The sequence below is a fragment of the Arthrobacter agilis genome, from assembly GCF_002953615.1.
GTDB lineage: Bacteria > Actinomycetota > Actinomycetes > Actinomycetales > Micrococcaceae > Arthrobacter_D > Arthrobacter_D agilis_B.
The window spans coordinates 2,075,671-2,089,618 of record NZ_CP024915.1; the positions used below are offsets into that span (position 1 = coordinate 2,075,671).

Annotated in this window: 14 protein-coding genes; 6 read left to right on the forward strand and 8 right to left on the reverse strand. The window is 69.4% G+C overall.

All coding sequences use genetic code 11. The annotated features are described in order from the left end of the window. The 3 genes from CVO76_RS10125 to CVO76_RS10135 all read right to left on the reverse strand — a co-directional run. Window positions 1-716: 1-phosphofructokinase family hexose kinase (locus tag CVO76_RS10125; protein ID WP_208741780.1), on the reverse strand; the 716-nt coding region annotated here is incomplete at its 3' end. Further along, a complete protein-coding gene (locus tag CVO76_RS10130) occupies window positions 713-1,480 on the reverse strand; it encodes a DeoR/GlpR family DNA-binding transcription regulator (protein ID WP_208739151.1) in 768 nt (255 codons plus the stop codon). The genes CVO76_RS10130 and CVO76_RS10125, both read right to left, overlap by 4 nt. Before the next feature lie 187 nt (window positions 1,481-1,667). Continuing rightward, window positions 1,668-1,922 (reverse strand): DUF6458 family protein, encoded by a 255-nt coding sequence (locus tag CVO76_RS10135; protein ID WP_133080119.1) that lies wholly within the window; start codon window positions 1,920-1,922, stop codon window positions 1,668-1,670. A 343-nt stretch (window positions 1,923-2,265) separates the two neighbouring features. Here CVO76_RS10135 and CVO76_RS10140 point away from each other — a divergent pair, with 343 nt between their 5' ends. Both CVO76_RS10140 and CVO76_RS10145 read left to right on the forward strand, forming a co-directional pair. After that, window positions 2,266-2,535, forward strand: coding sequence for a GlsB/YeaQ/YmgE family stress response membrane protein (locus CVO76_RS10140; protein ID WP_208739152.1), 270 nt, complete (start codon window positions 2,266-2,268; stop codon window positions 2,533-2,535). 205 nt (window positions 2,536-2,740) lie between these two features. Then, entirely contained in the window at window positions 2,741-3,526 is a 786-nt protein-coding gene (locus CVO76_RS10145; RefSeq protein WP_133080121.1) for a hypothetical protein, read from the forward strand. A gap of 45 nt (window positions 3,527-3,571) precedes the next feature. Here CVO76_RS10145 and CVO76_RS10150 read toward each other — a convergent pair whose 3' ends face one another. Continuing rightward, the gene (locus tag CVO76_RS10150; RefSeq protein WP_244186326.1) at window positions 3,572-4,819 is read right to left on the reverse strand and encodes a DUF445 domain-containing protein; all 1,248 of its coding nucleotides are present in this window, start codon (window positions 4,817-4,819) and stop codon (window positions 3,572-3,574) included. A 129-nt stretch (window positions 4,820-4,948) separates the two neighbouring features. On the opposite strand from CVO76_RS10150, the gene CVO76_RS10155 reads away from it, so the two are divergent. Continuing rightward, window positions 4,949-5,815, forward strand: coding sequence for a glycerophosphodiester phosphodiesterase (locus CVO76_RS10155; RefSeq protein WP_208739153.1), 867 nt, complete (start codon window positions 4,949-4,951; stop codon window positions 5,813-5,815). 36 nt (window positions 5,816-5,851) lie between these two features. Next, window positions 5,852-7,666 (forward strand): glycoside hydrolase family 15 protein, encoded by a 1,815-nt coding sequence (locus CVO76_RS10160; RefSeq protein WP_208739154.1) that lies wholly within the window; start codon window positions 5,852-5,854, stop codon window positions 7,664-7,666. A 37-nt stretch (window positions 7,667-7,703) separates the two neighbouring features. On the opposite strand, the gene CVO76_RS10165 is transcribed toward CVO76_RS10160, so the two are convergent. Further along, a complete protein-coding gene (locus tag CVO76_RS10165) occupies window positions 7,704-8,894 on the reverse strand; it encodes a zinc-dependent alcohol dehydrogenase (RefSeq protein ID WP_208739155.1) in 1,191 nt (396 codons plus the stop codon). 98 nt (window positions 8,895-8,992) lie between these two features. Between CVO76_RS10165 and CVO76_RS10170 the strand changes: the two genes are divergently transcribed. Together CVO76_RS10170 and CVO76_RS10175 are read left to right on the forward strand one after the other, a co-directional pair. Continuing rightward, window positions 8,993-9,778 carry an AzlC family ABC transporter permease gene (locus tag CVO76_RS10170; RefSeq protein WP_208739156.1) on the forward strand — a complete coding sequence of 262 codons (786 nt, stop codon included), beginning with the start codon at window positions 8,993-8,995 and terminating at the stop codon, window positions 9,776-9,778. After that, on the forward strand, window positions 9,775-10,086 hold the full coding sequence (locus CVO76_RS10175) for an AzlD domain-containing protein (protein ID WP_208739157.1): 312 nt from the start codon (window positions 9,775-9,777) through the stop codon (window positions 10,084-10,086). The genes CVO76_RS10170 and CVO76_RS10175 overlap by 4 nt, the downstream gene beginning before the upstream one ends. Before the next feature lie 141 nt (window positions 10,087-10,227). On the opposite strand, the gene CVO76_RS10180 is transcribed toward CVO76_RS10175, so the two are convergent. The 3 genes from CVO76_RS10180 to pta form a co-directional block, all read right to left on the reverse strand. Next, window positions 10,228-10,566 (reverse strand): YnfA family protein, encoded by a 339-nt coding sequence (locus tag CVO76_RS10180; RefSeq protein WP_133080128.1) that lies wholly within the window; start codon window positions 10,564-10,566, stop codon window positions 10,228-10,230. 102 nt (window positions 10,567-10,668) lie between these two features. After that, window positions 10,669-11,784 carry an acetate/propionate family kinase gene (locus CVO76_RS10185; RefSeq protein ID WP_133080129.1) on the reverse strand — a complete coding sequence of 372 codons (1,116 nt, stop codon included), beginning with the start codon at window positions 11,782-11,784 and terminating at the stop codon, window positions 10,669-10,671. Between the two features lie 54 nt (window positions 11,785-11,838). Further along, a complete protein-coding gene (pta, locus tag CVO76_RS10190; protein ID WP_208739158.1) occupies window positions 11,839-13,920 on the reverse strand; it encodes a phosphate acetyltransferase in 2,082 nt (693 codons plus the stop codon). Window positions 13,921-13,948: the final 28 nt, after the last annotated feature.

Below are 13,948 nucleotides of genomic sequence, written 5' to 3' on the forward strand. Positions count from 1 at the left end.
ACGAGCAGGGCACCCTTGGAACCAAGGGTCGCCAGTACCGCTCCCACCCCCGCGGTGATGAGCACCGCGCAGGCCTTCGCGGCCAATTCATGGTCCAGCTCCAGCTGGTCGCCCGTGCCGATGCCCGTCAGCTCGCTGAGCTCCTCGGCGTTGGGTTTGAGCAGGTCCGGCGCCGGTACCCCGGCGGCGGCCTCGATCAGGGGTTCGCCCGACGAGTCGATCGCGACCCGGGGCGCCGACGGTCCGTACGCCTCCCGGACGGCGGCGGTGATCCGCGTGTAGAAGGTCGGCGGTACGCCCGGCGGCAGGGAGCCGGCGAGGACCAGCCAGTCGGCTCCGCTGCTCTCGGCCACGACGACCGCGAGCAGTTCCTCGATCTGTGCGGCGGAGAGCTCGGGGCCGGGCTCGTTGATCTTCGTCGTCGTACCATCGGGTTCGGTGATCGCCGTGTTGGTGCGGAGGCCCGCGCCGATCGGCAGATTGCGGAAGGGGACGGAGACGCCGCGCAGGCCCGCCAGGACCGCGTCGTCGTCGTCGCCCGGAAGGACGGTCAGCGTGCTGACGCCGGACATGGCCAGGGCGCGGCTGACGTTCACACCCTTGCCGCCTGCCTCCTGCACCACATGGGTGGCGCGTTGGACGGCTCCGCGGGTCAGGGGCGCGCCGAGTTCCACGGTGCGGTCGATGCTGGGATTCACGGTGAGGGTCAGGATCACGCGACGATCACCTCCACATCGGAATCGGCGAGTGCATCCGCAAGGGTTCCCCGGGGTGCGCGGTCGGTGATGAGTGCATCGATATCCTCCAGGTAGGCGAAGCTGATGAGGGATTCCTCGCTGAACTTCGACGAATCGGCCAGGAGCACCACGCGGCGTGCCGAGCGCACGATCGAGGTCTTCACCGCCGCTTCGTCGACGTCGGGCGTGCTGAGGCCGAAGCCGGCCGTGATGCCGTTCGCCCCGATGAAGGCGACGTCGGACCGCAGGCGGGCGAAGTGCGCGACCGTGCTGCTCCCCACGGCTGCGCTGGTCAGGGCTCGTACGCGTCCGCCGACGAGTTCGACGCTCAGGCCCGCGTTGGAGACGAGTGCGGCGATCGGGACGGAATGGGTGACGACCGCCAGTCCGGGCCGCGCCTCGTCGACGAGCAGTTCTGCCAGGGCACCGGTGGTGCTGCCAGCGTCGAGCACGACGGCTCCCGTCGCGGGAGCCATGGCGAGCGCGGCCTCGGCGATGCGCTTCTTCTCGGGGGAGTGCTGCGCGGCCCGGCTCGACAGGCTCGATTCATTGGTGGTCGCCCCGCTGCCGGCGATGGCCCCTCCATGGACCCGGCGCAGGACGCCGTCGTTCTCGAGGAGGGCGAGGTCCCTGCGGACCGTCTCCTTGGTGATGCCGAAGCGTGAGGAGAGGCCGGCGACCGTGACGCGGCCGTCTGCGGAGACGAGTTTGCTGATCTGGCGATAGCGCTCTTCCGCGAACATGAGGACCTCGTTGTCTCCGGCCGAGGTCAGGACCTCGAGATGTGGTTTGATCTTCGTTTGAGTGACTGTATCTTTGCTTCGCTCACCGGGTCAAGACCTTTTCGGTGGTAACCAAACGGGAACACAGATGAAGAAGGGCCGGACGTGAACGTCCGGCCCTTCTGTCCCTGGTGGTGCCGACGGGCTGTCAGAGCCCGGTGTCGCGGGACTCCCTGCGCGTGATGGTCTCGCCGGTGTTCGGATCCACGACGGACCGCGACTCCGAGACGCGCGCCTGCCGGCGCGGAGCGGCCAGGACGAGCGAGGCGATGAGCCCGATCACGCCGACCGCCATCAGGATGTAGCCGACGAGTGCCAGGTCCACGACGCTGACCTGCACGCGGATGGCGAAAGCAAGAATTGCACCCAGTGCAATAAGAAAAATAGATGAACCGATTCGCATTAGAAAAACTCCTCCGGTATGTCTTTGTTGGCAGTTTCGAGAGAATTCCCCAGCGGTTTCACTGACTCTGCCGCTTACTCCCGAGGCGGCCCGCTCACACCTATCATACGGTCGATCCGCCGTAAAACCCGGTTCGGCGCCCCGGTCGGACGTCCCGTCGGGTCATGCAACGGTTCGGGAAAGATTCATCCGAAAGCCTTGATAAGCGGGATTAGCGTGGTGCTAGGATTGCACCCTAAGCATGCTGATGAAGTACAGTTGCAGTTAGTTGCACTTCGATGCACCGGAATATCCGACAGCAACTCGTCCCCGGACGGGTGGCTCATCACTCAAGGAGCACCACATGAGTTTCATCGCATTCCTTATCCTCGGCCTCATCGCCGGCGCGCTCGCCAAGCTGATCATGCCCGGCAAGCAGGGCGGCGGCATCATCGTCACCATGATCCTCGGCGTCATCGGCGCCTTCCTGGGCGGCTTCATCGGCGGCAGCATCCTCGGCATCAACATGGGCAGCACGTTCTCCCTGCCGTCCATCCTGTTCGCCGTCCTGGGCGCGCTGATCGTCCTCTTCATCTACGGTCTCATCACCGGACGCAAGGGCTCGCGCGTCTAGCACGCACCACGTAGCTGCACCGTGGGGGAGCGGCTGCGAGAAGGGCGTCACCGCGAAGCGGTGGCGCCCTTCGCCTGTCCGAGCCCGACCGACCTGTCGGCGGGTCACTGCCGGGCGGGGCGACGCCAGGAGCAGAAAGTCCACCGGCAGTGCCACGCGCCCATCTACACTCGATTCGCATCCACCCAGCCGCGGAAGGACCATCATGTTTGGCCGGAACAAGGAGAACCCAGCCGTCAAGGCTGCCAACGGGACGCTGTTCGACAAGGACGGCAACCCGAAGCCTGCGATCCTGCGCGGGATCGAACGCGCCCTGGACGTCCAGCGGCCGCTGATCCTCTCCAACCTGGACCGGCTCCGCCGTCGCAACCCGGAGGCGTCCCCCGCGGAACTGGCCCGCCTGCTCGAGCGCGACTACCTGCGGGCGACGACGGCCGCGGGCGCTGCTGTGGGAGCGACGGCGGCGGTTCCCGCCGTCGGGACCCTGGCCTCCCTCGGACTCTCGGCGGCCGCGACCGTCGGCTTCCTCGAGGCCACAGCACTCTATGCCGAGTCCATCGCGGAACTGCACGGGGTCAAGACCGACGATCCTGAGCGTTCGCGCGCCATGGTCATGGCGATCCTGATGGGCGAGGAGGGCACGGCGCTGATGCGCTCCATCCTCGGTGCGTCCGCGGGACAGGGTGCCCCCCAGTACTGGGGGCAGCTGGTGAACAAATCCGCACCGTCGTCGCTCGTCAAGACGGTCACCGGGTCCATCAGGCGGCGCTTCCTCAAGAAGTTCCTCGCCAAGCAGGGCGGATTCATGCTCGGACGAGCCCTGCCCTTCGGCGCGGGGGCCGTGATCGGCGGGACCGGCAACCACCTCATGGGCAAGGCCGTCATCCGCACCACCCGCGAGGCCTTCGGTCCGCTGCCGCAGACCATCCCGGGCGAGCTGGCCGACGTGCTGCAGTTGCCCCCGCAGGGAAGCGACCAGAAGCAGGCCTGATCGCGGCGTCCGGTACCGGTGCGCGGGTAGGGTGCCGCGCCGGGACTACCCGAAGATCGCGTGGGCGATGGTGAAGATGAGCAGGCCCGCCAGCGAACCGACCACCGTACCGTTGATGCGGATGAACTGCAGGTCCTTCCCGACCTGCAGTTCGATCTTCCGTGACGTCTCCTCCGCGTCCCAGCGCCCCACCGTCTCCGAGATGACGCCGGCGATCTCGCTGCGGTAGGTGCGCACGGCGTACGAGGCGCCGTCCGCGATCCAGCGGTTCACCTTCCCTGCCAGCTCGGCGTCGTTCGCCAGGCGCGAGCCGAAGTCGCGGACCGCCGCCTTGAAGTTGGACGTCAGCTCGCTGTCCGGGTCGTTCACGGCCTCGAGGAGCGCGTTCTTGATGGTGGCCCAGGTGCGGGCCGTCAGGTCGCGGACACGGGGGTCGTCGAGCAGCTGTCCCTTGATCTCCTCGGCCTTCGCGATGGTCTCGGGCTTGTGCTGCAGATCCTGCGCGAGGTCCCGGAGGTACTTGTCGATCGCGAGGCGGACATCGTGCTGCTGGTCGTCCTGCACCGCCCGGATGAACTTCGACAGTTCCGCGTGCACGCGGTCACCGACGACGCCGTCGACCAGGCGCGGCACCCAGGTCGGCGAACGCTGCGCGACCACCCGCGTGACCACGGCGTAGTTCGCGTCCACCCAGTCACCGGCGCGGTCCACGAGCAGGTCCACGAGGCGGTGGTGGTGCCCCTCGGCGAAGATGCGTTCCGCAATGCTCCCGATGGGCGGCCCCCACGGTGGCTCGAGCAGATGCCTGCGGACCATGGACTCGATCACGCCCTGGACAGCGTCGTCGTTCAGGACGGTGAACATCCCCCGGATGAGGGCCGCGCCCTCGACGGCCACGCGGTCGGCGCTCTCGGGCTTCTCCAGCCAGGCGCCGGCCTTCTGTGCGATCCGGGCTGAATCGAGCTTGGCACGCACCACGTCCTCGGACAGGAAGTTCTCCTCGACGAACTGGCCGAGCGATTCGCCGATCTGGTCCTTCTTCCGCGGGATGATCGCGGTATGGGGGATCTTCAGCCCCATCGGATGCTTGAACAGGGCCGTGACGGCGAACCAGTCGGCCAGGGCGCCCACCATCCCACCCTCGGCCGCCGCCCGCACGTACTGCAGCCAGGGATAGGCGTCCTGCAGGGCGAAAGCCACCACGAAGATGACGGCCATGACCGCCAGCAACCCGGTCGCCAGGAGCTTCATGCGTCGGAGGGCGGCCGCCCGCTCCGTATCGGTGCCGGTCATCTGAGCATTCACGCTCCCGAGTCTATCGAGGCCGTCCCGGCGGGCACCGCGGTGCCGCATCCGTGGTGCACCGATCCGGTGGTCACGTACCGTGTTAGGGACACCACCGACGACTCGAAGGGACGGTCCGTGCCTCCTGTGATCTTCGCCCACCGCGGCAGTAGCGGCACCTACGCGGAGCACACGCGCGCCGCCTACCTGCAGGCCCTCGCGGACGGCGCGGACGGCGTGGAGTGCGACGTGCACCTGAGCCGGGACGGACAGCTGGTGTGCATCCACGACACGACGCTGGATCGCACTACGAGCGGCACGGGCGACGTCGCCGACCTGACCCTCGAGGAACTGCGCCGGCTCGATGCCTTCTCCTGGAAGGGGGCGAGCGTCCCTGCGGAGTTCGGCGGCGAGACCGACCAGTTCCTCTCCTTCGCGGACCTGCTGCTCCTGCTGCGCCGTGCGGGCCGCCCGATCCGGCTCGCCGTCGAGCTGAAGCATCCGAGTCCGTTCGGACTGCGGCTGGAGGAGGCCCTGATCGCGTTCCTCATGGACGAGGGCTGGGACCCGGAATCCTCGATGCTCGGCAGCATCGAGGTCAGCTTCATGAGCTTCAACCCCGACTCCATGCGGCAGCTGGCGGAGTCGGTGCCCCACCACCTGCTGTGCCAGCTCGTCTCCGACATCCGGCCGAAGGAGGTCCGCGAGGCGCTGCGTTTCGGTTCGATCGCCGAGGGGGCCCTGATCAACCTGCTGCACAGGGCGCTGAAGGAGGGCGAGGCGCTGATCGACCACCAGGAGGTCGGGATGGCGGGCCCGGGCATGAAATACATCCGGGCCCACACGGAGCGGGTGCGCCGCTGGATCCAGGAGGGCGTGATCGTGAGGGCATGGACGGTCAACAAGATCGAGGATGCCCTCTTCCTCGCCGAGCTGGGCGTGCAGGAGATGACCACCGACTACCCGGCGCGGATACGCTCCGCCTTCCGGAGCGACGACGAGTAACCACCCCACCCCGGGACGCTGTGGTTGAGTGGGGGGATGCAATCACCGATCGAGGATTACGCACTCGTCTCCGACCTCCACACCGGTGCGCTCATCTCCCGCGACGGCAGCGTGGACTGGCTCTGCCTGCCCCGGTTCGACTCCGAATCGGTGTTCGCCGCGATGCTCGGCACCCCGGAGCACGGCCGCTGGCTCGTGGCACCCTCGTCCGCGGGGGCGGAGGTGGTGGAGCGCAGCTACATCTCCTCGACCTTCGTCCTCCAGACCCACTGGAGGACCCCCGAGGGTGAGGTGCTGGTCACCGATTTCATGCCGGTCACGGACCGCCGGGCCAACGTCGTGCGGCGGGTTCAGGGCCTCCGCGGGACGGTGACGGTCCGCCAGGAACTGGAGATCCGCTTCGGCTACGGCGATATCGTCCCGTGGGTCAGCCAGGGGACGGACGACGGCGTCCCGGTGCTCCTGGCCATCGCCGGGCCCGACGCGCTGCTGCTGCGGGGACCCCGGCTCCGGGCCTCGGACCATCGCCACGAGGGCACGTTCGACGTGGCCGAGGGCGACGTCGTCGACCTCGAACTCGTCTGGTACCCCTCCCACCGTGAGAAGCCGCCCGCCCGGGATGTCGACGACGCCCTGGACAGCACCATCAGCTACTGGCGTGCGTGGGGGGCGAGCTACGTGAACGACGGCGAGTACGCCGACGCCGTGCAGCGCTCGCTCCTCGTGCTGCGCGCGCTCACGCACGAGGACACCGGCGGCATCGTCGCCGCTCCGACGACGTCGCTGCCCGAGCAGTTCGGCGGCTCCCGCAACTGGGACTACCGCTTCTGCTGGCTCCGCGATGCGGCGCTCACGCTCGAGGCCATGATGACGCACGGCTATGCGGAGGAGGCCCTGGGCTGGCGCAACTGGCTGCTGAGGGCCGTGGCGGGGGACCCCGAGGACCTGCAGATCATGTACGGGCTGGCCGGTGAACGGTATCTGCCGGAACGCGAACTCGACCACCTGCCGGGCTACGCCGACTCGGCTCCCGTGCGCGTGGGGAACGGCGCGGTGAAGCAGTACCAGGCCGACGTGGTCGGCGAGGTCATGGTGGCGCTGGAGAAACTGCGCGGGCACGGCACCACGGAGGACAGCTTCTCGTGGCCGTTGCAGCGTGCACTCCTGGGCTTCGCCGAGAAGCACCTCCACGACCGCGACCACGGTATCTGGGAGATGCGCGGCGATCAGCAGTACTTCACGCATTCACGCGTGATGATGTGGGCAGCGTTCGACTGCGCCGTGCGCGCCGTGCGCGACCACGGGCTGAGCGGGCCGCAGGACCGGTGGACGGAGATCCGCGACGGACTGCGCGCGGAGATCATGGAGCGGGGCTTCCGTGCCGACCTGAACTCCTTCACGCAGGTGTACGGCGGCGCGGAGGTGGACGCCTCGCTGCTGCAGTTGCCGCAGGTGGGGTTCGTCGAGTTCGACGATCCGGCCATGCTCGGTACCGTGGCGCGCATCGAGCAGGACCTGCTGAACGAGCAGGGCCTGCTGCTGCGCTACCGGACGCACAACTCCGACGACGGCCTCGAACCGGGCGAGCACCCGTTCCTCGCCTGCTCCTTCTGGCTCGTCGAGCAGTACGCGCACAGCGGCCGCCTGGGCGAGGCGAAGCGGCTCATGGACCAGCTGGTCGGCTACTCGAACGAGCTCGGCCTGCTGTCCGAGGAGTACGACGCCGAGTCGGGCCGCATGGCCGGCAACTTCCCGCAGGCGTTCTCGCACCTCGCCCTCGTACGGGCGGCCGACGCCCTGCAGATGGCCGGCGGCGAGGCCGGGTCCCACGAGTCGATGGCCCGGGAGTAGCCCGGACCATCGACCGCGAATCGTCGTCGTCCTGGGATCAGGCCGTGACGCCCTGCGGCTTCAGGACCACCTTGATGGTGCCGTCGGTCTTCTTCTGGAAGTTCCGATAGGCCTCCGGTGCCTCGTCGATCGAGACCTGGTGCGTCATCAGGTCGGTGACGCCCAGCGGATCCGAGGGCTCCTCGACGATCGGCAGGAGCTCGTCCGTCCAGCGGCGCACGTTGCACTGGCCCATCCGGAACTGGAGCTGCTTGTCGAACATGTTGAGCATCGGCATGGGGGTGGCGGCGCCGCCGTAGACGCCGCTGAGGGAGATGGTCCCGCCCCGGCGGACCGCGTCGATCGCCGAGTGGAGGACGGTCACGCGGTCGCTGCCGCCGGTCTCCATGACCTTCTGCGCGAGCTTGTCGGGCAGGATGCCGACCGCGTTCTGGGCGAAGGCACCGACGGGCGAGCCGTGGGCCTCCATGCCGACGGCGTCGACGACGGCGTCCGGGCCGCGGCCGTTCGTCATGCTGCGCAGCTCCTCTGCGGTGTTCTTCGTGAAGTCGATGGTCTCGATACCGTGGCGCTTGGCCATGTCGCGGCGCTCTGCGACGGGTTCGACGGCGATGACACGGTGGCCGAGGTATTTGCCGATACGGGCCGCGAACTGGCCGACCGGCCCGAGGCCGTAGACCGCGAGGACGCCGTCCTTCGGCACATCGGCGTACTGCACGCCCTGCCAGGCCGTCGGCAGGATGTCCGAGAGATAGAGGTAGCGCTCGTCGGGCAGCTCCGAGCCCACCTTGACCGGGCCGTAGTCGGCGAAGGGCACCCGGAGGTACTCCGCCTGCCCGCCGGGCACCGAGCCGTAGAGCTCCGAGAAGCCGAACAGGGCCGCGCCGGATCCTGCCGAGTGGACCTGCGTGGTCTCGCACTGCGACTGCAGGCCCCGCTTGCACATGAAGCAGTAGCCGCAGGAGATGTTGAACGGCACGACGACGCGGTCACCGACCTTGAGGTTGGTCACGCCCGCGCCGACTTCCTCGACGATGCCCATGGGCTCGTGCCCGAGGACGTCCCCCTTGTGCATGTACGGGCCGAGGACCTCGTAGAGGTGGAGGTCCGAGCCGCAGATCGCCGTCGAGGTGATCCTGATGATCGCGTCCGTGGGCTCCTGGATCGTGGGGTCGGGTACGTTCTCCACGCTGACGTTGCGCTTGCCCTGCCATGTCACTGCCTTCATGTGGCGCTCCTCCGGTTAGTAAGTAGGCTTTCCTTTCCTACTATTCACCCCTTCGACACGAATGGGAAGCCGGGCAGCACCTCGCCTAGCCTTGACGCGTGGTGCTCTTCCAATCTCCCGCGGTGCGCGTCGCCCTGTCCGTGGCCATCGCGACCGGGCTCTACGGGCTCTCGTTCGGCGCGCTGTCCGTGGCTGCCGGCCTCGACCTCCTGCAGACCATGGCGCTGAGCCTGCTGCTGTTCAGCGGCGGCTCCCAGTTCGCCTTCATCGGCGTGATCGCCGGCGGGGGGAGCGGGATCTCGGCGATGTCCGCGGCGGCCCTGCTCGGGATCCGGAACGGGGTGTACGGGATGCAGGTCAACGTGCTGCTGCGTCCCTCGCGCTGGCGGAAACTGGCGGCGGCGCACGTCACCATCGACGAGTCGGTGGCCACGGCAACGGGCCAGACCGACCCGGCCGAGCAGCGCCGCGGCTTCTGGGCCGCGGGCATCGGCGTCTTCGTGCTGTGGAACCTGTTCACGCTCGGAGGTGCGCTCGCAGGCAATGCCATGGGTGATCCTGCCCGGTGGGGGCTCGACGGCGCGGCGGTCGCCGCGTTCCTCGGCCTGCTCTGGCCCCGGATCCGGGCCCGCGAGCCGGCAGCGATCGCCGTCGTCTGTGCGGTGGTGACGCTCCTCGCCGTCCCGTTCGTCCCACCCGGTGTACCGATCCTGATCGCCGCGGTCATGGCTGCGGTCCTGGGACTCGCGGGTCTCGGACCGGCGACCGAGGGCCTCGAGCCCGACGTCGAGCCCTACCCCTCCGGGTCGGACGACGACGCGCCGGGCCCGGGGTCGGGACCCCGCCCGGCGAAGCACTCCCGTGGCCGCGGAGCCGGCGCATGAGCCTCTGGGGGTGGATCCTGCTGGCGTGCGCGATCTCGATCGCCACGAAGTTCGTCGGGTTCCTCGTGCCGGCGAAGCTGCTCGACAATCCGCGGATGCTGCGGGTCGCCGGGTCGCTGACGATCGGCCTGCTCGCCGCCCTGACGGCCGTGAACACCTTCGCTTCGGGACAGGTGCTCGTGGTCGATGCGCGGGTCGTGGCGTTGGCCGCCGCGGCGCTCGCGCTCTGGCTGCGCGCGCCGTTCCTCGTGGTGGTGGCTGTCGGGGCGCTCGCCGCCGGGCTCGCACGGCTGCTGGGGGCGGCGTAGGGCCCGGACAGCCGACCCGGTCGTCGTCCGCCCACTGAAGAGCTCCGTTCAGTGGGCATGATCGAACATGCCCACTGATCGAACCGGATCAGTGGGAGCGACGCGGCAGCGCGCGGCCTCGTCGTCCGCCCGATGCCCGGATCAGGCGGCCGTGCGCGGCGCGAACATGATCAGCGCGACACCGACCAGGCAGACCGCCGAACCGAGGAGGTCCCAGCGGTCGGGCCGGAATCCGTCGACGAGCACGCCCCACGCCAGTGATCCCGCCACGAAGACGCCGCCGTAGGCCGCGAGGATCCGCCCGAAGTTCGGGTCCGGCTGCAGTGTCGCCACGAACCCGTACGCGCCGAGCGCCATGACCCCGAGGCCCGCCCACCACAGCGGCCTGCCCTCGCGGACGGCCTGCCAGATGAGCCACGCACCGCCGATCTCGGCCGCCGCGGCCAGCACGAACAGGAGGGTCATGCGCAGGATCGTCATGGTCCCAGTGTGCCGGAGCCCCGTTGCAGGCGCCCGTCGGCAGGATGCACCCGACGACGACGGGCGGACGTCCGACGACGGGCCAGCGGCAGGAGGGGAACGCTAGGACCCGCTGACGACGGCGGCTGTCGCCTCCGCGATCGCCGCCTCCTCGTCCGTCGGCACCACGAGGACGGGGAAGGCCGACGACGCCGTGCTGATGACGCGGGCCTCCCTGCTGCGCTTTTCGTTCCTGGTCTCGTCGAGCTCGAGGCCGAGGGCACCGAGCTTGGAGACGACGGCACTGCGGAAGGCTCCGGCGTTCTCGCCGATACCCGCGGTGAAGACGAGTGCCTGGGCGCCGCCGACCGCGACGTGGTAGCCGCCGACGTACTTCGCGAGGCGGTAGGAGGCCACCTCGATCGCGAGCTGCGCCCGATGCTCGCCCGCGTCCGCGGCGTCCGCCACCGACCGCATGTCGTTGGTGCCCGCCAGCCCCTTCAGGCCGCTGTTGCGGTTCAGGAGAGTGTCGAGATCCTGCTCGGTGTACCCCTCACGCAGGAGGAACAGCAGGATGGACGGGTCGATGTCGCCGGAACGTGTCCCCATCACCAGCCCCTCGAGGGGCGTGAAGCCCATGGACGTGTCGATGCTCTCTCCGTCGCGCACGGCCGTGACGGAGGCGCCGTTGCCAAGATGGGCGATCACGCCGGTGAAGGCGTCCGTGCCGAGGAGTTCCGCCGCACCACGCGCGACGTACGCGTGCGAGGTCCCGTGGAAGCCGTAGCGGCGGATGCCGAACCGCCGGTACAGCTCGTCGGGGACGGCGTAGCGCCAGGCGTGCTCGGGCAGGGTGCGGTGGAACGCCGTGTCGAAGACGGCCACCTGCGGCATGTCCGGCCACTTCTCGGTGATGGCGCGGATGCCGGTGACGGCTGCGGGATTGTGCAGGGGGGCCAGCGGGTTGAGGCGCTCGATGGCGCGCGTGATCTCGTTGTCGATGAGCACCGGCTCACTGAAGCGCTCACCGCCGTGCACCACGCGGTGTCCGACGGCGTCGATCCCGCGATCGCCGAGCGCTGCCGCCACCTCGCCGTCCACGCGGTCGAGGGCGGCCGCGTGGTCGGGTACCTCGGCCTCGCCGATGCGCTCCACCAGGCCTTCCGCGAGGACGTCGTCGCCCTCGCGCACCTGGTACTTGAGCGAGGACGAGCCGGAATTGATGACGAGGATGATCATGGGGTCCTGTCTGGGAGGCGGGAGGCGGGAGGCGGGAGGTCGGGAGGCGGGGGATCAGGGGGCTGCGGGCTGCTGGGCCTGCACGGCGGTGATGGCGACCGTGTTCACGATGTCCTCCACGGTGCAGCCGCGGGAGAGGTCGTTGACGGGTTTGCGCAGGCCCTGGAGCACGGGCCCGACGGCGACAGCGCCCGCGGACTGCTGCACCGCCTTGTAGGTGTTGTTGCCGGTATTGAGGTCCGGGAAGATGAAGACCGTCGCCTGCCCGGCGACGGTGGATCCGGGCAGTTTCGAGGCGGCGACGGAGGCGTCGACGGCGGCGTCGTACTGGATGGGGCCCTCCACGGCGAGGTCGGGCCGCTGCTGCCGCACGAGTTCGGTGGCGCGCCGCACCTCGTCCACGGCGCCGCCGCTGCCGGACTCGCCCGTCGAGTAGGAGAGCATCGCGACGCGGGGCTCGACCCCGAACTGGGCTGCCGTCTCGGCCGAGGCGACCGCGATGTCCGCGAGCTGCTCCTCGTTGGGGTCCGGGTTCACCGCGCAGTCGCCGTACACGAGCACGCGGTCCTGCAGCAGCATGAGGAACACGGAGGAGACGATCTTCACGCCGTCCTTCGTCTTCACGAATTCGAGGGCCGGCCGGATGGTGTTCGCCGTCGTGTGCGCGGCGCCGGACACCATGCCGTCCACCCTCCCCAGCTGGACCATCATCGTCCCGAAGTATGCCCCTTCGAGCATGCGTTCGCGGGCCTGGTCGACGGAGACGTTCTTGTGGGCGCGGAGCCGGGCGTACTCGGTGGCGAATTCCTCGCGCAGCGGTGAGGTGGAAGGGTCGACCAGCGTGAGGCCGGTCAGGTCGATGCCCTGGCCCGATGCCAGTTCGCGGATGCGGGCCTCCGGGCCGAGGATCGTGAGGTCGCAGACGTCCCGGCGCCGGAGGATCTCGGCGGCCTTGAGTACCCGCACGTCCTCGCCCTCGGGGAGCACGATGTGTCTCCGCTCGGACCGGGCGCGCTGGATGAGCTCGTGCAGGAAGCGCAGCGGCGTCATGCTGACGGGCCGGGGGAGTTCGAGCCGCTCCAGCAGTTCGCTCTCGTCCACCTGCCGCGCCCAGGCGCCGAGCGCGGCAGCCGCCTTGCGGCGCAGTCCGCTGGCGATCTCGCCACGGACCTCGCTGACGCGCCGCGCGGCGGTGTAGGTGTCGTCGTCGAGCGCGAAGACGGGGAACGGTGCCTGCGCGAGGAGGGCGAGGATGTTGGGATCTGGCGCGAGCCCGCCGGTCAGGAACAGCGCGGAGGGCACCGGGAACTCGGGGGAGAACGACGACGCCAGGGTGGCCACGAGCACGTCCGCGCGGTCGCCGGGCACGATCACGAGGGCGCCGTCCCGGAGGAGGTGCAGGAAGTTGCCGACGTTCATGGCGGCCACCCGGATGCTCGTGACGTCACGCTCGAGGTTCGAGTTGCCGGCGATCTGCCGGGCGCCCAGCTCCGCGGAGACCTCGGAGACCGTGGGCTGGGAGATCTCGGCGAGTTCCGGGATGACGTAGACGGGGCGGCCCGAGCGGCCGGGGCGCACCTGCTCGCTGATGGCGGTGACGGCATCGTCGGCGGCGCGGTTGACCATCATCGCGAGGAGCGACACCTTGGCCGCGTCGAGTTCGCGGCGGGCGACGTCGACGGCGTCGGCCGCCTCCTCGACGGACATGCCCTTGGCGCTGACGACGGCGAGCACCATGGCCCCGAGGTTGTTGGCCAGGCGCGCGTTGAGGTCGAACTCGACGGCCGCGTCGTTGCCGGAGAGGTCCGTGCCCTCGACGATCACGACGTCGCACTCCGCGGCGATCTCGCTGTAGATGGCGACGCAGCGGGCGTCGATCTCGGCGCGGTCTCCCGTGACCAGCAGGGCGCGGGCCTCCGCCCGGGTCAGGCCGCCGCGCGCACGGCTGTCCGGGAGGTCGAAGGCCCTCTGCATGAGCCGCACCATCGGATCCGCGGCGGGGTCGCCGCCCTCCACGATGGGCCGGAAGAACCCGACGCGGTCGGCGTGCCGGTGCAGCATGTCGGCCAGGCCCAGGGAGATCAGGGACTTGCCGGAGCCGTTGGTCATGGCGCTCACATATATTCCGCGGGTCATGGGCCCAGTCTTGCAGGGTCCCCGGACA